The sequence below is a fragment of the Alphaproteobacteria bacterium PA2 genome, assembly GCA_002256425.1.
Taxonomy (GTDB): Bacteria; Pseudomonadota; Alphaproteobacteria; order Caulobacterales; family Caulobacteraceae; genus Phenylobacterium.
The window spans coordinates 898,981-918,122 of record NKIZ01000001.1; the positions used below are offsets into that span (position 1 = coordinate 898,981).

Annotated in this window: 20 protein-coding genes; 15 read left to right on the forward strand and 5 right to left on the reverse strand. The window is 63.7% G+C overall.

Annotated elements, in window-relative coordinates; translation table 11 throughout:
* Positions 1-5 precede the first annotated feature (5 nt).
* A complete protein-coding gene (locus CFE28_04355; protein ID OYU69302.1) occupies positions 6-521 on the reverse strand; it encodes a LuxR family transcriptional regulator in 516 nt (171 codons plus the stop codon).
* Positions 518-1,198, reverse strand: coding sequence for a cytochrome B (locus CFE28_04360; GenBank protein ID OYU69303.1), 681 nt, complete (start codon positions 1,196-1,198; stop codon positions 518-520). The genes CFE28_04355 and CFE28_04360 overlap by 4 nt, the downstream gene beginning before the upstream one ends.
* A gap of 238 nt (positions 1,199-1,436) precedes the next feature.
* Between CFE28_04360 and CFE28_04365 the strand changes: the two genes are divergently transcribed.
* Positions 1,437-4,127 carry a TonB-dependent receptor gene (locus CFE28_04365; GenBank protein ID OYU69304.1) on the forward strand — a complete coding sequence of 897 codons (2,691 nt, stop codon included), beginning with the start codon at positions 1,437-1,439 and terminating at the stop codon, positions 4,125-4,127.
* An 82-nt stretch (positions 4,128-4,209) separates the two neighbouring features.
* Complete coding sequence (locus tag CFE28_04370) at positions 4,210-5,325, forward strand: 3-phytase (protein OYU69305.1); 1,116 nt, start codon at positions 4,210-4,212, stop codon at positions 5,323-5,325.
* Between the two features lie 13 nt (positions 5,326-5,338).
* Here the strand turns inward: CFE28_04370 and CFE28_04375 are convergent, their stop codons facing one another.
* The gene (locus tag CFE28_04375) at positions 5,339-5,998 is read right to left on the reverse strand and encodes a hypothetical protein (protein ID OYU69306.1); all 660 of its coding nucleotides are present in this window, start codon (positions 5,996-5,998) and stop codon (positions 5,339-5,341) included.
* A gap of 117 nt (positions 5,999-6,115) precedes the next feature.
* On the opposite strand from CFE28_04375, the gene CFE28_04380 reads away from it, so the two are divergent.
* Complete coding sequence (locus CFE28_04380) at positions 6,116-6,925, forward strand: hypothetical protein (protein OYU69307.1); 810 nt, start codon at positions 6,116-6,118, stop codon at positions 6,923-6,925.
* Between the two features lie 13 nt (positions 6,926-6,938).
* Here CFE28_04380 and CFE28_04385 read toward each other — a convergent pair whose 3' ends face one another.
* The gene (locus tag CFE28_04385) at positions 6,939-7,784 is read right to left on the reverse strand and encodes an alpha/beta hydrolase (protein ID OYU69308.1); all 846 of its coding nucleotides are present in this window, start codon (positions 7,782-7,784) and stop codon (positions 6,939-6,941) included.
* A gap of 190 nt (positions 7,785-7,974) precedes the next feature.
* Between CFE28_04385 and CFE28_04390 the strand changes: the two genes are divergently transcribed.
* The 10 genes from CFE28_04390 (at position 7,975) to CFE28_04435 (ending at position 17,132) form a co-directional block, all read left to right on the forward strand.
* Positions 7,975-9,261 (forward strand): cytochrome P450, encoded by a 1,287-nt coding sequence (locus CFE28_04390; GenBank protein ID OYU69309.1) that lies wholly within the window; start codon positions 7,975-7,977, stop codon positions 9,259-9,261.
* A 62-nt stretch (positions 9,262-9,323) separates the two neighbouring features.
* Positions 9,324-9,626, forward strand: coding sequence for a hypothetical protein (locus CFE28_04395; protein OYU69310.1), 303 nt, complete (start codon positions 9,324-9,326; stop codon positions 9,624-9,626).
* 11 nt (positions 9,627-9,637) lie between these two features.
* The gene (locus CFE28_04400; protein ID OYU69311.1) at positions 9,638-10,003 is read left to right on the forward strand and encodes a transcriptional regulator; all 366 of its coding nucleotides are present in this window, start codon (positions 9,638-9,640) and stop codon (positions 10,001-10,003) included.
* 58 nt (positions 10,004-10,061) lie between these two features.
* Positions 10,062-11,102, forward strand: a complete 1,041-nt coding sequence (locus CFE28_04405) for a phosphotransferase family protein (protein OYU69312.1) — start codon at positions 10,062-10,064, stop codon at positions 11,100-11,102.
* A 148-nt stretch (positions 11,103-11,250) separates the two neighbouring features.
* Positions 11,251-12,426, forward strand: a complete 1,176-nt coding sequence (locus CFE28_04410; protein ID OYU69313.1) for a twin-arginine translocation pathway signal protein — start codon at positions 11,251-11,253, stop codon at positions 12,424-12,426.
* A 16-nt stretch (positions 12,427-12,442) separates the two neighbouring features.
* Positions 12,443-12,889, forward strand: coding sequence for a MarR family transcriptional regulator (locus tag CFE28_04415; GenBank protein ID OYU69314.1), 447 nt, complete (start codon positions 12,443-12,445; stop codon positions 12,887-12,889).
* Positions 12,890-12,979: 90 nt separating this feature from the next.
* Entirely contained in the window at positions 12,980-13,657 is a 678-nt protein-coding gene (locus CFE28_04420) for a nitroreductase (GenBank protein OYU69315.1), read from the forward strand.
* A 49-nt stretch (positions 13,658-13,706) separates the two neighbouring features.
* Complete coding sequence (locus tag CFE28_04425; GenBank protein ID OYU71548.1) at positions 13,707-13,919, forward strand: hypothetical protein; 213 nt, start codon at positions 13,707-13,709, stop codon at positions 13,917-13,919.
* Between the two features lie 361 nt (positions 13,920-14,280).
* Positions 14,281-16,065, forward strand: a complete 1,785-nt coding sequence (locus tag CFE28_04430) for an arylsulfatase (protein ID OYU69316.1) — start codon at positions 14,281-14,283, stop codon at positions 16,063-16,065.
* Positions 16,062-17,132, forward strand: coding sequence for a glutathione S-transferase (locus tag CFE28_04435; GenBank protein OYU69317.1), 1,071 nt, complete (start codon positions 16,062-16,064; stop codon positions 17,130-17,132). Before CFE28_04430 ends, CFE28_04435 begins: the two co-directional genes overlap by 4 nt.
* A 26-nt stretch (positions 17,133-17,158) precedes the next feature.
* On the opposite strand, the gene CFE28_04440 is transcribed toward CFE28_04435, so the two are convergent.
* On the reverse strand, positions 17,159-18,247 hold the full coding sequence (locus CFE28_04440) for a dihydroorotase (protein OYU69318.1): 1,089 nt from the start codon (positions 18,245-18,247) through the stop codon (positions 17,159-17,161).
* A 235-nt stretch (positions 18,248-18,482) separates the two neighbouring features.
* Between CFE28_04440 and CFE28_04445 the strand changes: the two genes are divergently transcribed.
* Positions 18,483-18,854 (forward strand): hypothetical protein, encoded by a 372-nt coding sequence (locus CFE28_04445; GenBank protein OYU69319.1) that lies wholly within the window; start codon positions 18,483-18,485, stop codon positions 18,852-18,854.
* Positions 18,855-18,865: 11 nt separating this feature from the next.
* Positions 18,866-19,120, forward strand: a complete 255-nt coding sequence (locus tag CFE28_04450) for a transcriptional regulator (protein ID OYU69320.1) — start codon at positions 18,866-18,868, stop codon at positions 19,118-19,120.
* Positions 19,121-19,142 lie beyond the last annotated feature (22 nt).

A 19,142-nucleotide genomic window follows, 5' to 3' on the forward strand; every position in this document is an offset into this window, starting at 1 on the left:
GGCGGTCAGGGCTTCAGGGCGTCCACGTCCAGCAGGTCGTCGAAGAACAGGCTGACCAGGGCCGCCTGGCTGGAAACCCCGGCCTTGGCGTAGACGCGGGTCAGCTGGGCGCGGACCGTGCCTTCGGCCGTGCCGCGGATCGCAGCGATCTCGTTGGCCGTGCAGCCTTTCAAAGCGAAGAGGGCGACGTCGGCCTCGCCGGGGGTCAGGTTCCAGGTGGCGAACTTCTGGCGGACCAGATCGGCCAGGGCGCCGGACGCCACGGCCAGGGCCTCATCCCGGCGCCTGGCCTCGGCCAGAATGACCTTCACCGACAGGGCGCCGAACACCACCCCGGCCAGTAGCGAGAAGGCCACCAGACACTCGATGGCGATGTGCAGGCCAAGCCCGTCGCTGAGGATGTCGCCCACCGCATCGGCCACGAAGAAGACCGCGCCCAGGGCCTGGATCACCACGATGGCGGCGACGGTCAGGGCCCTGCGGCCGCTGTCCTCCAGAACCGGTGGGCGCGGTGGGGTCATGGCTGTTTCGGTTTGCCGCCGGGTATCATGGCAGTGATGATTTCACGTCCGCTGCGCCGTGTCTCGAAGACAACGCCGCCAAGATGCAGGGCGATCAGCAGGTAGAGCAGATAGACCGCCGTTTCGTGGACCTCACCAAGGACGCCGCCTTCTTCTTCCTCGCCTTCGCCCCCTTCGCCTTCCTCACCCTCGCCGGCTTCCTCGCCCCGCGCTTCAGGAGGGGCGAGGGGAGCCTGGCCCTGGCGCGGCGTCATCTCTTCGCTGTGCTCCCGCCGGGCGGTCGGGTCAGCTGGGGGCGGTCCTGACATGGCGATCCCGCTGCCGATGACCACCAGCAGACAGGCCCAGATCGCATAGACCATCAGGGCGCCCAGGGGATTGTGCGACCTGTGCCTGGTCACGTCTCCGCGGCTGATCTCGCCAATATGCCCGATCGCCCGGGACGGACTGGGCGGAAAGGCCGAGAACCGCGCCTCGGCGGGGCCGATGAATCCCCACAGCAGGCGAAGGGCCAGCAGGGCGGCCAGGCCATAGCCGACCCAGATATGCCAGCCAGATCCTTCCTTGGTGACCAGGGCGTTGCCGATCACGGCGACGACTATGCCCCAGTGGGTCAGCTTGACGATGGGATCCCACCGCCGGGGGGTTGGGGCAGAGGGTTGAGCGATTCCAGACATGAGGACTCCTGATCAATGTCAGTCAGACCTGGGACTTGCCCCATGCTTTCTCAATCGGCGAAATGCGGCCTCCCGCCCTGATAAGCATGTGCTTAGGGCAGGGTCCCTGTCTTCGGCACTGCCGGACCCAAATGCGCTCGCCTCGGTGGTGCAGTGGCTTCGCAAAACTGAAACAAAAGTCTCACAATTCTTAGTCCAGATTTGTCTACGCGGGTTCCTTCCGAAGTCTGGGGGTTCCATGAAAATCTGTAAGGCCACTCTGCTGGGCGCGGTCTCCGCCCTCACCCTTTCAACGGTCGCCAACGCCCAGTCTGCGGCGACAGCCAGCGTCGTGGAGGAACTGGTCGTCACGGGCCGTCAGCCCCTGGCCGAAAGCGTCGCCGCCGCACTGGCGACCCAGCGGGCCTCGGACTCCCTGGTCAGCGTCCTTTCAGCTGACTCAGTGGGCAACCTCCCCGACCAGAATGTCGCCTTTGCGGTTGGCCGCCTCCCCGGGGTCGCGGTTCAGCGCGACCAGGGTCAGGCGCGTTACGTGAACCTGCGCGGCGCGCCGGTCTACTGGACCACCCTGTCCTTTGACGGCCTGAGCGTGGTCAGCCCGCAGGGCCGCGACTCGCGCTTCGACAATATTCCTTCGGCCATCGCCAGCCAGATCACGGTTGAAAAGGCCATTACGCCGAACATGGCTGGCGCCTCGGTGGCCGGCAATGTGGACATCCGCACCCGCCGCGCCTTTGATTTCAAAGGCAGGACCTTCACCGGCAAGCTTGGCTATGGCCATGTGGAGCTGGGCGGCGGCAAGGAAATCGACAGCGCCCTGGTCTATTCCGACATCTTCGCCGACGGCAAGTTGGGCATTGTCGCCCAGGGTTCCTATTACAGCCGCGAAATGGCGACGGATAACTGGGAAACCGACCCCTACCTGACCAATACGGTGGATCCGACCAAGCACTTTGCCCGCGAGCATGAGAACAAGCACTACCGCCTGACCCGGGAAAACATCTCCGGATCACTGCGCGCTGACTACATCATTGACGACAACAACAAGCTGTTCGCCAGCTCGATCTACACCCAGTACCACGACGATGAACTGCGCGATAACTTCATCTTCCGGCTGGACCAGGGCACGGACGCGGCTGGCAACAGCTATACCAGCACAGCGTATATCAACGCCAATTCGCCCACCTCCGGCACGTCCTACGGCGCCCGGATCAACGCCCGCATCGACTACCGGGACTCCCTGGAAGAGATGTCGACCACGACCTTTGGCGGCGAGCATGTGATTGCAGGCTGGGACGCATCATGGCGGGCCAATTACACCTATACCTCTGATGGTCGCGACACGCCGGTGACGGCAGCCTTCCAGAGCCCGTCCAGCTTCCTGCTTCGCCCGACCGTGGACTATGATCTGCGCAATGGCGACGTGAACACGGTGAAGTTGTACCAGACCCTTGGCGCGACAGCCGCCCGGGTCCGCGGCGCCCAGGTGACCAATATCGAGGACTTCCAGTTCCCGATGCAGAGCATCGGCAATCTCTACGGCGGTGACATCACCCAGGCCGTCACCCTGAAATTCGACGTCAGCCGTGAAGCCGATTTCATGGGTCATTCGACCAGGTTCGCCTTCGGCTCGCTCTATACGGACCGCAAGAAGAAGTCCCGCGAGAGGTCCTTCACCAAGGCCTATTCCACAGGGACGATCCCGACCTGGGGTCAGTTCGCCACCAACCTCGGTTATCTGGGCACCCAGAACCTGAACTACACCTTCCGCTATACCAACCAGGGCTTCACCACGGACTTCATGAACGCCCTGGTCACGGCCGGGGACGGGGTGCGGAACAATACCGTCGCCAACTATTATCTGGTCAGCGAGGAAATTGTCGCCGCCTACGCCATGGCCACAACGGACTTCGACTGGGGCAATATCGTCTACGGGGTCCGCGCCGAGCAGGTTAAGAATACCGGCCAGGCCTATGTGAACTTCCCGGCGGTAGGCACGACCCCTGCGGCGACCCGTCTGGTCACGTCCAGCAGTGATGACGTGCTGTTCTATCCCAGCGCCCACCTGAACTGGAACATTACCGACAGCGTCAAGGCGCGCTTTGGCCTGACCACTTCGGCCTCACGTCCTGATTTCGACGACCTGCGCCCGAACTTCACCATCAGCGACTCCACCCAGTCGATCTCCGGCGGCAATCCTGACGCCAAGCCAGAGAAGCAGGTGGGCCTGGACGCCTATGTCGAATGGTACATGTCCCGTTCGGGATTCATGTCCGCGGGGGTCTTCTACAAGAAGATCAGCGACGTTCTGGTCAAGCGGTCCAGCCTGTTTGGCCAGACCGAATTGAACCTGCCGGGCCTTGATCGCTCGGGCTATGCATACTCGGCGATCGGCAATGGCGGCGATGGCCATCTGCAGGGCCTGGAACTGGCCTATGTGGGCACGATCGAGCAATTCGCCCAGGACAATAACTGGCCGGAATGGACCGAAGGCTTCGGGGCCAATCTGTCGGCGACCTTCACTTCCTCCGAAGTGGATCTGCCCGCCAATAACGGCGTCGCAGCCCGTACCATCAGCCTGCTAGGCAGCTCGGACAGCGTCTACAATGTACAGGCGACCTACGAGAAATACGGCCTGTCAGTCCGCCTCGCCTATCAGTATCGCACGCCCTGGGGTGAATCGGTGGGCGACTACCGGGTCATCAATGGCGGCGTCTATCCCGTCGACAATGGCGACATCTTCTGGGATGCCGACGAAGAGCTGGACCTGTCCATCCGCTATCAGGTCAATGACAAGCTGGAAGTCTATCTGGACGGAGTGAACCTGACCAACCAGGGCGCCCGCCGCTTTGGCGACCAGAGCCGCTATCCCATCGAGTATGAGAAGTTCGGCAAGCGCTATATCGGCGGCGTCCGCTTCAAGTTCTAGGTCAACCGCCGCCAGAAAGCCTCCCTCGCCGGGCGTGAAGCCGGGCGGGGGAGCTTTGTATTCAGACCACGGAGAACCGCTCATGCTGACCAATCTCCCCGGACGAGTGGCGATCCTGGCCCTGACACTTTCTGTGGCCGCCTGCGCAAGTCTTGATCCCGAGGCCCAGTCGGATTCCGGCAAGCTTCTGGTCGGCGTCGGGACGCCAGTCCCCGCCGCAGGTGAAACCCAGGCTGTCGCCACAGAGCGCGGTGATGCCGCTGATGATCCCGAAATCTGGGTGGACCCCAGGGATCCTCAAAGGGTCGTGATTTTCGGCACTGACAAGCAGGCGGGGCTCTACACCTATGATCTGGCCGGCAAGCCAACCGGTTTCATTCCGGATGGTATGCTCAATAATGTCGATCTGCGCAGCGGTCTGATGACCCATCAGGGTGAGCGGGTGCTGGTGGGGGCGTCTGATCGGGGCCGCTTGGGCGCAGCGCTCTATCTGATGGACCCCGCAACGCTCAAGGTCAGCCCCTGGGGTCTCGCCAAACTGGACCTGGCCGAGCCCTATGGCTTCTGCATGGGCCGGCGAGGGGAGGCCTTCATCGCCATCATCAACGGCACGGACGGTCAGGTCCGTCAGGTCCGCATTTCAGTGGATCCTGCGGGCGCCATGGTCGCGACCGAGGAGCAGCGTTTCGCCCTGGGCAGCCAGACAGAGGGCTGTGTCGTCGATGACCAGAAGGGCGTTCTCTATATCGGCGAGGAGAATGTCGGCGTCTGGCGGTTTGATCTGGACCCGGCCTCAAAGACACCCCGCGTCCTGATCGCTCCAGCGCCGTCTGAAATGCTGAAGCCGGATGTCGAGGGCATCACCCTGCTGCGAGACGCCGGAAAGACCTGGCTCATCGTCTCCAGCCAGGGCGACAGCGCCTTCGCCGTATGGCGGGTAGATGGCGCTGACCCCGTCTATGGCGGCCGCTTTTCGGTGGTGTCCGCCGCCGGTGTCGACGGCGTCACGGGAACGGATGGGGTCGCTGCGGTTGGCGGACCCGTCGGACCCTATCCTGAGGGTCTGGTGGTCATGCAGGACGACATTGATGACGTCGGCGAGGTCGTGACCACCAACCGGATCCGGCAGAACTTCAAGCTGGTCGACTGGCGGTCGGTTAAGCTGGCTCTGAAATTGGATGCCGCACCTTCACATTGAGGCGGAGGATCTCTCAGTTGGCCTGAGGCAGGTCTCCACCTTCGCAGAACGCTGCTGACAGCAGCTCATAGGTCAGGCCCTGCCCTTGCCAGATCTCGCCGAAGTCAACGGTGGCGTCATTGGTGAAGACGGCCAAGGCGCGGCCTTGCCCCGGGGCCAGGATATTTCGCACCTGAATACCGCCGAGATCGCCCCTTCGCTCCACAAGATCAACTGGCCCTGAGCAGCCACGAAGCTCAGCCTGGAAGGCCCAAACGCCGAGGGCCTCATAACCAAGGGTCGGGTCGCCGGTCCAGGCCAGGGCCTTTTCCTGGGCCTTTAGAAGGGTGTCTCCCAAGAGCGCGCGATCAAACCTGACCATATCGGCGGCGCTGCCCTGCATGGCCGCCGATGCGCCGAAGGTTGACGCGTAGATCCGTGGATAGGGTTTCGCCCCGTCATATCCCTTCACCTTTGGTGCGTCCGGCTTGGCGAGACCGACGGATTTGAGACCCAGACCCTGATTTAGTTTCTGTTTCACAAGGGTTTCGAAGTCCTGGCCGGTGACCGCTTCCAGGGCCGCGCCGAGAACCAGATAGTCGCAATTGTTATAGCAGAATTCGCGGTTGGGGTTTGTCTTGCCAGGCCCGCTGCAAAAGCCCTTGGCGGCCATCTGGTCCGTCTTGTCGGTCACGACTCTGAGATGGAAGGCCGGGTCATTCTCTCAATCCGTGAAACGCTTCCTGCCTGGAGGATAAGCGCCTGCTTACGGTCACACCGCGCCCCGTTGCTTTCCGGCCGCGGTCGAACAATGGTCCGCGCCAAAGGAGATCCCATGAAAACCTGCCGTCCTGCCATCACCGCCCTGTGCGTCCTTTCCAGCCTTGTCCTGGCGCCTACCCTGGCCAAGGCCGCGCCGGAAGAGATCCAGGTCTATATGGATGAGCTGGGGCCCAAAGGCGGGTACGGGCTGGACGTCCACATGAATTACACGGCCGACGGCCGCAAGGCGCCGACCTATGGCGGGGAAATGGCCTCGGACAATCGCTGGCGGATCACGCCGGAGTGGGCCTACGGGTTGACCGACAATGTGGAGCTGGGCCTCTACCTGCCCCTGGCCACCATCGACAACAGCGGCAAGCTGGAGCTGGGCGGTGTCAAGGGCCGGATCAAGTACATCGCCCCTCGGGCCGAGGGGCAGAACTGGTTCTGGGGGACCAATTTCGAGATCGGCCGGGTCCGCAAGAGCTATGACATCAATCCCTGGAATGCCGAGCTGAAAGCCATAGCCGGCTATCGCGCCGGCCCCTGGACGGTGGCGGGCAATCTCAACATCGGCTGGATGGTCTCGGGGCCTGACCACACGCCGGTCTCCTACACCCTGGCCACCAAGGTCGCCTATGCGGTCAGCGACAAGACCAGCCTGGGCATCGAAAACTACAACGAATTCGCCGACGCCTCAGGGGTGGGGCGTCTGGGCGACCGCGATCAGCAGGTCTTCGCCGTGATCGACAGGACCATGGGCGACTGGGACCTCAATCTGGGGGTCGGCTATGGCTATGGCGCGCCGGAGGACCGCTGGGTGATCAAGGCGATGGTGGGCGTGCCGTTCGGGAAGTAAGGCGCGGACGGCTTCAGGCGCCCATGGCGTTTGCAGTCAGCCACTCCGCCAGGTCCGCCACAACCTCATCCCGGTTGATCTCGTTCAGCATCTCGTGCCGGCCGCCGGGGTAGACCTTGAAGGTCACGTCCATGCCGGCAGCGCGGTAGTTGTCGATCAGGGGCGTCACGGCGGCCAGGCGGTTGTTGATCGGGTCCTCATCACCCACGAAGACATAGACCGGAAGGCCGGGCTTTACGCCGCTGAGGTCGGGATTGCCCATGGCCTTTGCGGCGACGCTGCGGAACGAGGCCTGGGAAGTCGGCGTAAAGCTGATGCCGCTCAAGGGGTCAGCGATGTACTTGTCCACCTCGGCATCATCCCGGCTCAGCCAGTCATAGTCCGTACGCGGATTGGGGAAGGCGCTATTGGCTGGGCCTTCACGACGGGGGCCGGGGCCAGAGGTGCCCGACAGGACCAGGGCGTCGATCAGGGCATGGTGTTCGGGCAGGAAGGCCTGGGCGAACATGGCGCCCATGGAATGGCCCATGAGGGTGAGGGGAAGGCCGGGGTTCTCAGCTTTGGCAAGCCTGGCCAGGTCGGCCATGTCGCTGACACAGGCCTCTGCGCCGCCTGGCCCGAAGTCGCCGAAATGGCTCATGCCCGAGGTCAGGCCGTGGCCGCGGTGGTCGGCGGCGTAGATCAGGAAGCCGGCCTCCGTCAGGGGCGCAAGACGCTCGCGGTAGCGGCCGGCGTGTTCTCCGGCGCCGTGAGCCAGTTGAAGCAGTGCCCGGGGTCGGGTTTTGCCCCGCCAGACAAAGCCGGCGAGGGGCACGCCGTCGGCGCCATGATAGCGGAACAGGGTCTCGGCGACGGGCATGGACAGTTTCCTCGGGCCAGGGCGGCCTCAGGCTATCTAACGGGGTGATAGCACCCGCGGCAATTGCTCAAGTCCGTTGACAGACCGGGGGTCATGCCCAAGACTTCATCCATATTTTAAGCAGAGTTTGGCGCAGCAAGACGCCGGGTCTGGGGGCGAGGGCCGCCAGCCGCAAATCGGGAAGAAAGCCATGAATATCGCCGTTAAGACGCCGAGTGTAGACATCGCCGCCGAAATCGCCGCGACGCCCCTGGATCAACTGAACCCCGCCCGGGTGGACCGTTTCGCCAACGACACCATCTGGCCGGTCTTCGAGCGCCTGCGCCGGGAAGACCCGGTCCACTTCACCCCCGACAGTGAGTACGGTCCCTACTGGTCGGTGACCAAGTGGAACGACATCATGGCGGTGGACACCAACCATGAGGCCTTCTCTTCCGCTGACGGCATCGGCCTGGCCAATCTGGCCGCCGTGGCCGAGCAGGAAAAGGTCATGGGCGTGCGGCGTCGCGGCGGCGCCGGCTTCATCACCATGGACGAGCCCGAGCACGGTCCGGCCCGCAAGGCGGTCAGCCCCACCGTGGCGCCGAACAACCTGCACAATATGGCCCCCCTGGTCCGTGAGCGGGCCGGCCTCATCCTCGACAGCCTGCCCATCGGCAAGGAATTCGACTGGGTGGATCTGGTGTCCAAGGAACTGACGGCCATGACCCTGGCCACCCTGTTCGACTTCCCCTTTGAGCAGCGCCGCAAGCTGCCCTACTGGTCGGACATGATCATGAACCAGCCTGGCCATGGTCCCGTGGAAACCTGGGAGCAGAAGGGTGCGGCCCTGTTTGAGTGCTTCAACGCCTTCCAGGAGCTGTGGAACCAGAGGGTAAACGCCGAGCCGGCCAACGACCTGATCTCCATGCTGGCCCACAATCCGGCCACCCGGAACATGCCCATGGAGACCTATCAGGGTAATGTCGTCCTGCTGATCGTCGGCGGCAATGACACCACCCGCAACACCATCACCGGTTCGGTCTATAACCTGAACAAGAACCCCGATCAGTACGCCAAGCTGCGGGCCAATCCGGACCTGGTCACCTCCATGGTGTCGGAAACCATCCGCTTCCAGACCCCGCTCGCCCACATGAGCCGGGTCGCGACCCGCGATGTGGAGCTTAACGGCAAGACCATCCGCAAGGGCGACCGGGTCGTCATGTGGTACATTTCCGGCAATCGCGATGAAGAGCACATCGAGAACCCCAACGCCTACATCATCGACCGCGAACGGCCCCGCCAGCACATGTCCTTCGGCTTCGGCGTCCACCGTTGCGTGGGCAACCGGGTGGCCGAACTGCAGCTGACCATCATCTGGGAAGAAATCCTCAAGCGCTTCCCCGAGATCAAGGTGGTCGGCGAGCCGGTCCTGAACTGGTCGCCCTTCGTCCACGGCTTTGAAACCCTGCCGGTGATCATCCCGACCCGGAACTAAGCCGGTTCCCATGGCGGGAATTTCAGATTGATTCCCATGGCGGGAATTGATATCCACAGTCCATGCGGCTGATCGCCCGATCTTCATTGGCGGCGTTCTGGGAGAAGCACCCTTCTTCCAGGGCCTCGCTTGAGCATTGGGTTGCGGTCGTCTCAAGGGCAAGCTGGCGGACAACCGCAGAGGTGCAGGCCGCCTTCTCGAAGGCCCGGGTGCTGAATGGGGAGCGGGTGCGATTTGAAGTGGCCGGGGGCGATTACAGACTGATCGTCGCCTTCAAGTTCGAGGCGCAGATCGCCTTTGTGAAGTTCATCGGCACGCACAGGCAGTACGACGCCATCAATGCGCTGACCGTCAGCATTTTCTGAGGACCAGGAAAATGGACATCTTTCCGATCAGAACCGACGAAGACCATCGCAATGCCGTCCGTGAAATCGAGCAACTCTGGGACGCACAGGAGGGGACGGACGAGTTCAACCGGCTCGACATCATCGCGACCCTTGTCGAGGCCTATGAGGCACGGCGTTGGCCCATCGCCGACCTGGATCCGGTCGACACCATCAAGGCTGAGATGGAGCTGAATGGCCGGACCCTCACCGATCTGACCAAGGTGATCGGCAAGAGTCGCGCGACAGAAATCCTCAAGCGTCAGCGCCCCCTGACCCTCGCCATGATCCGCAAACTCCATGAGGCCTGGCGCATTCCCGCTGACCGATTGGTCGGGGAGTACAAGCTCTCATCCTGAGGCCCATTGTCCCGCCCTATCGCATTGACCTTCAGACCCGGGTCAGTGAGCATGGACCATGGCTGAAATTCCCGTTCGCGACGTCGTTCCCGCCCACCGTTTTGACGAGGCCCGCCTCGCCGCCTGGATGGCGGAGAACGTCGAGGGCTTCAAAGGTCCCTTGAAGGTGCAGCAGTTCCAGGGCGGCGCCTCGAACCCGACCTTCCTTCTGACCGGCGGCGACGGCTGGCTCTACGTCCTGCGCAAGAAGCCGCCGGGCCAGCTGCTGTCCAGCGCCCATCAGGTGGACCGGGAGTATCGCGCCATGAAGGCCCTGGCCGGGCATATTCCCGTGCCGGTCATGCGCGCCCTCTGCACGGACCCCGAGGTCATCGGCACGACCTTCTATGTGATGGACTATCTGGAAGGCCGGATCTTCCGGGACGCCGCCCTGCCGGGTCTTTCGCCTGCCGAGCGTTCAGCCATCTATGACGAGCTGAACGCCACCCTGGCCAAACTCCACGCTGTCGATTTCGAGGCCGCAGGCCTCGGCGACTATGGCCGTCCAGGCAACTATTTCGAACGTCAGGTCGCCCGCTGGACCCGTCAGTACCGGGACGCCGCCTCCGAAACCATTCCGGCCATTGAGGCCCTGATCGCCGAGCTGCCCGGCCGGATCCCGGCCGATCAGTCGGTCAGCATAGCCCACGGCGACTACCGGCTTGAAAACGTCATGTTCCATCCCACCGAGCCGCGCCTGATCGCCGTGCTGGACTGGGAGCTCTCGACCATAGGCCACCCCCTGGTGGACATTGGCTACAACGCCTTCCTCTGGCGGTCCCATTCGCTCAGCTGGGGCAGTCTGGACGGGGTGGACTTCGCCGCCAGCGGCATTCCCACCGAAGAGGACTATGTGGCGGCCTATTGCCGAAGGACGGGTCGGGCAGGGATCGAGGACTGGGCCTTCTACATGACCTTCGGCATCTTCCGTCTGGCTTCCATCAGCCAGGGCGTCTACCGCCGGGTTCTGGCGGGCACAGCCGCCACAGAGGGCCGTGAGGCCGTGAATGGAACCCCGGCCCTGGCCGAGCAGGCCCTGGCGATACTGCGGGGCGGTTGATCCTCCGGCTGGCCTGTCTGCAGGCAACTGAAACTCACTGAGATCGGTTCATCAAACGCTGTGATCGCGGACTGGCATGAGATTGCCGTCTTGACATAGTCCCAAATCGAACTAACTAGTACGAAATCGCACTAGATGGAGATCTGCCATGAACCGCCGCAATTTCATTCGCATCGCCGGGGGCGGAGTGGTTCTGGCCGCAGCAGGCGCCGGGGCCTACGCCTGGGCCGACCGGACGCAATTCACCGTCCCGGATTCAGCAACCGCCGCCTGGCGCACGGCCGGGGACGCCGCGGATCTCAGGCGTCATGTCCTGTCCTTCGCGATCCTCGCCCCGAACCCCCATAACCGGCAGCCCTGGATGGCGGACATCTCAACGCCGGAAGAGATCTCCATCAGCCTCGACACCGCGCGTCTCTTGCCAGCGACCGACCCCTTCGGGCGGCAGATCCTCATGGGACTGGGCGCCTTCCTGGAATTGCTGGCCATGGCGGCGGCGCAGAAGGGCCATCGCGCCGACATTGAAGTCTTCCCTGAAGGCGAGCCAGGCAGGTACCTGGACGGGCGAAGGGTGGCCAGGATCACCCTGGTCCCGGACCCCGCCATCGCCCCCGATCCCCTGTTCAAGCAGGTCCTGAACCGCCGGACCGACCGACGGCCCTATGATCCGGTCCGTCCCGTCGCGGATGCGGAAGTCGCCGCCCTGGCCCAGGCGGCCAGTTCCAGGCCGGTGGCGTTTGGTGTTGAAACAGCAGCCGCCCGCATCTCGAAAATCCGGGACATAGCCCGCCGCGCCTGGGGCCTTGAACTGGCGACGCCGGAAACCATGATGGAGTCCGTGCGCCTGATACGCATCGGCGGACCCGAGATCGACCGTTATCGCGACGGCATATCGATCTCTGACCCGATGCTGGTTACCCTGTCGGCCGCAGGTCTGTTTGACCGGACCAAGCCGCCAGCGCCCGGATCTCCCGCCATGACCACCCAGATCAAGGATTTTGACCAGATCACCGCTTCGACCCCGGCCTATCTTTGGATTGTCACGGACGGCAACCGTCGGGATCAACAGGTCGAGGCCGGTCGCGCCTATGTCCGGGCCAACCTCGCCGCCACCGGACTTGGCCTTTCCATGCAGCCCAACGAACAGTCCCTGCAGGAATATCCGCAGGTGGCCCGCGAGTATAAGGACATCCATGGCCTCCTTGCGCCAAAGGCCGGACACACCGTCCAGATGCTGGCCAGGCTGGGGCGACTTCCCGCAGGAACCGGCGCCCTCGGCCCTGCGCCGCGGCGGGGCATGTCGGCCCTGATTACCCGAACATGATCACCCGGACCTGAGCATGACCGTAGACCGGAACCTGTACTTCGCCCTGATGAACGAAATCGGGATCATCGCCCAGCTGGGTCGAACCCTGATGGAATCCCGTCTGCCGGAAGGGTTGAACCAGCCGCAGTTCTCGGTCCTCAACCATCTGGCGCGCCTGGGCGATGGCCGCACGCCCCTGTCCATGGCCAGGGCCTTCCAGACCCCGAAGACCAGCATGACCCACACCCTGGCCGTTCTGGAGGCCCAGGGTCTGGTGGAGCTGCGGCCCAATCCCAGGGACGGACGCAGCCGCTGCGTCTGGCTGACGGCGAAGGGTCGGGACTGCCGTGATCAGGCCATCGCCAGCCTTGACGCCGACTTCGCCCAGATGGCTACGAGGTTCAGTCCGGACGTCATAACCGGGGCCATGCCCTTCCTGACCGAGCTGCGGAAGTATCTGGACGAAGCCCGGGACAGCTGAGCGGTCGACACGCCCCTTTGATCCGGCTATGCGCGTCCGGCGGACCCGGTTTCCGCCAACAGACGTAGAAAGAAGTTTCAGGGGTTGGATATGCAGTTTGACGACGTGATCCTCGGCCGCCGCAGCATTCGCGGTTACAAGCCTGACCCGGTTCCGCGGGAGCTGATCGAGGAAATCCTCACCCTGGCCACCCGGGCGCCGTCTTCGATGAACACCCAGCCCTGGAACTTCTACGTCATCACCGGCGAGCCCCTCGACCGGATCCGCAAGGGCAATACCGAGCGCAATATCGCCGGGGTTCCGCAATCGCGGGAATTCCGCACCGGCACCGCTTTTGAAGGCAAGCACCGGGACCGCCAGGTGGGCGTGGCCAAGCAGCTGTTCGGCGCCATGGGCATTGCCCGGGACGACAAGGAGGCCCGGACGGACTGGGTCCTGCGCGGCTTCCGCCAGTTCGACGCCCCGGTCTGCATCATTGTCACCTATGACAAGGAACTGAACACCAGCGACGACACCCCCTTCGACTGCGGCGCGGTGACCACCGCCCTGGTCAATGCGGCCTGGAGCCGGGGCCTGGGCGCGGTGATCAACAGCCAGGGCATCATGCAGTCACCCGTCGTGCGCGAGCATGCCGGCATAGCCGACGACCAGGTGATCATGAAGAGCATAGCCCTGGGCTGGCCCGACGAGACCTTCCCGGCCAACGCCGTGGTCTCCGAACGCCGCCCGGTGAAGGAAGCTGCTGTCTTCGTCGGCTTTGACGGCTAGGATATTTTGAGGCCAGATGGGGGTCTCACTTCCCCATCTGGATCCCGCTGTGACTGACCAACCCGTCAAAGGCCCGGCCTCCTACTTCCCCTCCATCGAGAAGAAGTACGGCCAGCCCATCGCTCACTGGAAGGCCCTGGTGCGCAACCGCTATCCAGGCAAGCACATGGAACTGGTCGCCTTCCTGAAGGACGAGCACGGCATGGGCCATGGGCACGCCAATGCGGTGGTCGCGCATACCCTCGGTGAAGACAAGGCCTAGCTTCCTGGCTGCGCTGACATGGAGCAAGTGGCGCAAGGGCCGGTCAGGACCCGCTCTGTGATACCGTTGGCCAGCCGACGGCCGGGTCTGGACCGGGCCTCGCAACCCTCAGTCAGGTAGACCCAGTATGCGGCCACGGCTGCCCAGGCCTCCATCGCGTCGTTTGAGTCGACAGCTCTGGACTGGGCGTGGCGGGCCCTGGATTGGCAGTATGTTGAGGTCGCCATAGGCCAAGGGCGCACGCTTCAGGTTGGTTGTATTTGCGGCAGATCAACTTCCGGGGTCCAGGCCAAGTTGACCTAATGACACTATCCGTGCCACAAAATCCGGCATCGTCGCTTTTCGGGCCTGGAGTTCCATCATGCTGCAGTTGAACCGATGGGCCGGGAGGGTGGCCGTTGGTCTGTTGCTGACCACACTGCCTGGCGCCCCGACCGCGGAACCCACCGCAAAGGCTCCCACCCGACCCAATGTGGTGATGATCCTGGTGGACGACGCGGCGCTGATGGATTTCGGGGCGTTCGGGGGCGAGGCCCGCACGCCAAACATAGACCGGCTGGCCGCCCGCGGCGCCATGTTCACCTCCTACCACACCTCGCCCCTGTGCTCGCCGTCCCGGGCCATGCTGCTGACCGGCGTCGATAATCATCGGGCCGGTGTGGCGACCATCGAAGAGGTTCTCCCGGCATCCCAGCGAGGCAAGCCAGGCTATGGCCTGCACATTGAGCCCGGCGTCCTGACCGTGGCCGATCGGCTGAAGCAGGCCGGCTATCGCACCTTGATGGCTGGCAAGTGGCACCTCGGACATGGCGAAGGGCAGTTACCCAACCACCATGGCTTTGACCGCTCCCTGGCCCTGGACGCGTCGGGCGCCGACAACTATGCGGCCAAGCCCTACATGCCCTACTACGCTGACGCGCCATGGTTCGAGGATGGTGTCCGCGCCAGCATGCCGGCCAACTATTACTCCTCTGACATGCTGGTCGACCGGATGATCAGATACCTGGACGAGAAGCCGGCCGGGTCCCAGCCATTCCTGGCCTATCTGGCGTTTCAGGCTGTGCACATACCGGTTCAGGCGCCGCGTCAGTTCTCCGACCATTATCGCGGGCGCTTCGATGCAGGTTGGGCGGAACTCCGTCGCCAGCGCGCGGTCCGCGCTCGCGAGCTGGGCATTCTGCCGCCCGACGCCAAGGTGCAGGACCTGCCGAAATCCGCCAGGGACTGGGCCAGCCTGTCCGAAGCCGACCGCCGCATCTATGCCCGCAGCATGGAAGTCTATTCCGGCATGCTGGAGGCCATGGACGCCAGCATCGGGCGGCTGATCAGCCATCTCGGGGCGCGGGGAGAGCTTGAGAACACCCTGTTCGTCGTGACCTCGGACAATGGACCAGAACACAATGACCCCGTCCACGCCCCCGGCATGGACCTGTGGATGGCGCAGCATGGCTATGACCGGAAACTGCAGACCCTGGGGGAGCGGGGCAGCCTCAACTATATCGGGCCGGACTGGGCGTCTGCGATCTCTTCCCCCGGGAGTCTGTACAAGTTCTACACCTCCGAAGGCGGCATACATGTGCCATTGATCCTGTCCGGCCCCGGGATTGCCCCGGCCACGCGGGTATCCTCGGCGACCTTCGTGACGGATGTAACGCCCACCATCCTCGATCTTGCCTCAGCACCGCCTGCCCCGGAGAGGGCAGTGTCCCCGGACGGGCGAAGCCTGCGGTCCGTGCTGGCTGACGGCGGGACGGTCGCCCATCCCGCCGACGAGGCGGTGGGCATGGAAGTTTCGGGCAATGCGGCCCTGTTTCGGGGGACCTGGAAGATCGTGCGCAACATGCCGCCGGTTGGCGACGGGCAGTGGCGGTTGTTCGACATGGCCGCCGATCCTGGAGAGACCCATGACCTTTCCAGCGAACAACCCGCGGTATTCAAAACCATGCTGGCTGACTACGCAGCCTATGAACGCCGGGTCGGGGTGCAGCCTCTACCCGAGGGCTACAACTCCATGAAGCAGGTGGCCATCAACGCCATTCAGCGTCAGGTCGGCTTCGCCCTTCCTGCCATCGGGGCCATCATTGCGGGACTCCTGGCCCTGCTTGGCGGCTGGGTCTGGCTCAGGAAAAGGAAGCAGGCGGCGTGACGGATCAGGCCTATGAGCTGCACGGTCTGAAGCTCTCCTACTTCACCGGCAAGCTTGAAGCCTATCTGCGGGCCAAGGGGGTCGAGTTCCGGTTCGTTGAGATGGACACTGCCGACTTCCGGCGATGCGCCAGGGAAACCGGGGTGGCCCAGATGCCGCAACTACGCACCCCGCAAGGCGCGTGGCTCACCGACACCACGGCGATCATCGCCCTGTTCGAGGATCAGGCGGCCGAGCCGAGGTTTCGCCCTTCGACCGCCACAAGCGCCTTCCTGAGCCGTCTGCTCGAAGACGCCTTCGACGAATGGCTCTGGCGTCCGGCGCTCTATTATCGATGGGCGTTCGCGGAAGACTCGCGACTGATGGGCCGCCAGATTGCGCGGACCATGCTGCGCGATCTGCCCATACCCCTGTGGTTCCGAACCCTGGTGATCACAGCGCGGCAGAAGCGGGAATATCTGCGGGCCGACGGCGTCACCCGTGAAAATGCTCCGGCGATTGAACGCCACTATCTGGCGGTGCTGGACATGCTGGAGCCCGTCCTGACTGCGCGGCCCTTCCTGTTTGGGGATCGACCCTGCGAGGCGGATTTCGGTCTGTTCGGCCCGATGTTCCGGCACTTTTCCGATGACCCGACCCCGGCGGCGATCCTGCGTGAGCGGGCGCCACATGTCCTGGCCTGGACGGCGCGACTGTGGGCAGCGACACCGGAGAGTCTGTCCGGCAGCGACAGGGTCGGAGATCCGCCCGCCGACCTTGATCCGCTCCTCCAGAGCATAGCCGAGGACTATCTGCCCTATCTTCAAGCCAATCTGGAGGCGGTCGCCAGCCATGCCCCAAGGGTGAGCTTCGGGAGTTTTGGCGCGCAGTTTGAAATTCCGGCCTCCCCCTATCGGGCGGCCTCCTGGCTGGATCTCCGGCGGCAGTTCTCCGCCCTCTCGCCGGCAGAGCAGACCGCGGTGTCCGCGCGCCTTGGCGGCGGGACCGGCCTGGGCGGCGCCGCGCCCGAGCCGGGTCTGTCGGCGCCCGGGTCAGGTGGCCGGGTCGCGAACCGCCATTGGAGGTGATGGCTGGGCCCGGCCTCTGCGCGGGCTCACTGAGCCGCGAACCGCCATGGCAGGTTTTCGCCGGCATGAAACGGGACGATCTCGGTGGATGAAGCCGCCAGTCGGTCGGGGACCTTCACATCCTGTCTTTCCATGACGACCTGGCCTTCATTCAGGGGAAGGCCGTAGAATTTCGGCCCGTTCTCCGAAGCAAACGCCTCAAGGCGGTCCATCGCCCCTTCTTCCTCGAAGGTCTTTGCATAGCTTTCCATGGCGAAGGGCGCGTTGAACACGCCGGCGCAGCCACAGGCGGCTTCCTTGTCGCCGACCGGGTGTGGCGCAGAGTCCGTACCCAGGAAGAACTTGGCGGATCCTGAGGTCGCGGCCCTGCGCAGGGCCAGTCGATGGGGTTCCCGCTTGGCGATCGGCAGGCAGTAGAAGTGGGGGCGGATGCCGCCCTCAAACATGGCGTTGCGGTTGATCGCCAGATGGTGCGGCGTGATGGTGGCCGCCAGGTTGGGGCCGCTGGCCTCAACGAAGGCCACGGCGTCAGCGGTCGTGATGTGCTCGAACACCACCTTGAGCGCCGGGAAATCTGCGATCAGCTTGCCGAGGATTCGGTCGATGAAAACGGCCTCCCGGTCAAAGATATCAACATGGCTGTCCGTCACCTCGCCATGGATCAGCAGCGGCATGCCGATCCGCTGCATGGTCTCAAGCACCCGATGGATGTTGCGGATATCCGTGACGCCGTGACTGGAATTGGTGGTCGCATGCGCCGGGTAGAGCTTGCAGGCGGTGAAGACGCCTTCGACAAAGCCGCGCTCGACTTCTCCGGCATCCATGGAGTCGGTCAGATAGCAGGTCATGAGCGGCTCGAAGGCGAGGCCCGGCTCAACAGCCGCGAGGATGCGGTCGCGATAGTCCCTGCCGGCCGCGACCGTTGTGATCGGCGCAGGGAGGTTGGGCATGACAATGGCCCGTGCGAACTGCCTGGCGGTATAGTTGACGACGGAGGCCAGCATGGCGCCATCACGGAGGTGCACATGCCAGTCGTCGGGTCGCCGGATCGTCAGACGTCGCCCTGCCGAAAGGTCTGCGCCAGCATCGGCGACCGGACTGTCTGAGATCGTCATGTTTGGTTCCTTGGCAGGCGCGGCTGGCAATCAAGAGGCGACGGGATAGGTCGCTGCGCCCACTTATCTTGTCAACACGTCACCGGAGTTCCGAAATTTTGAGCGGGACGGAATTCGGCGGGTGGGGCATGTCCTCATTGTATATAATTTTTGACATGTAAAAAATATTCGACTAAGACCCCGCACGAAGACAACGGGGTTTCCAATGGCAGTGCGTGAAATTGTAGCCTGGGTAATGGTCGCCCTGTTTGGGGTCGTCGGAGCGTCCTGCCTGATGTCGATCCTGAGCGTCGGCCTTGCGGCAGCGCCCCAGAAGTCGGTGATCTCCGCCGCCCAGTTCACGGTGACAGGCGTGGTCGCTTTAGAGATTGCGCTCGCGATCTTCTTTCCGCGGCAATCTGCAGCGCCGCCGGATGAACGTGAGCGGCTGATCGTCGCCAGGGCTGGCCATTGGGCCGGATTGATCTTCCTGTTCGGCGTCCTGCCCGCACTTGGGCACTATGCGGTGCATGGCAATGGCAACATCATGTTCCATGTGATCGTGATCGCCCTGTTTGTCTCGGGCGTGGCCGAATATGGCGCCCAGATCATCCTCTTCCGGCGATAGGGCTGCCTTGCTTGCTTAAACCTCCACCCATCACCAACCGCGTCCGGGAGCTACGGGAGCAGGCCGGCGGCATGAGCCAGGCCGCATTGGCCGATGCCATCGGTGTGACGCGACAGACCGTGATTGCGATCGAACAGGGACGGTATTCCCCCTCACTTGAGAGCGCTTTCCGGATCTCCCGCGTGTTTGGCGTGGGCGTTGAGGATGTGTTCGGGTGGCAGAGCGACGGGCGTGGCGCGCCTTCAAAGGGGACCATGAAGTCATGACGGTGCATGAGAACGCCCAGCC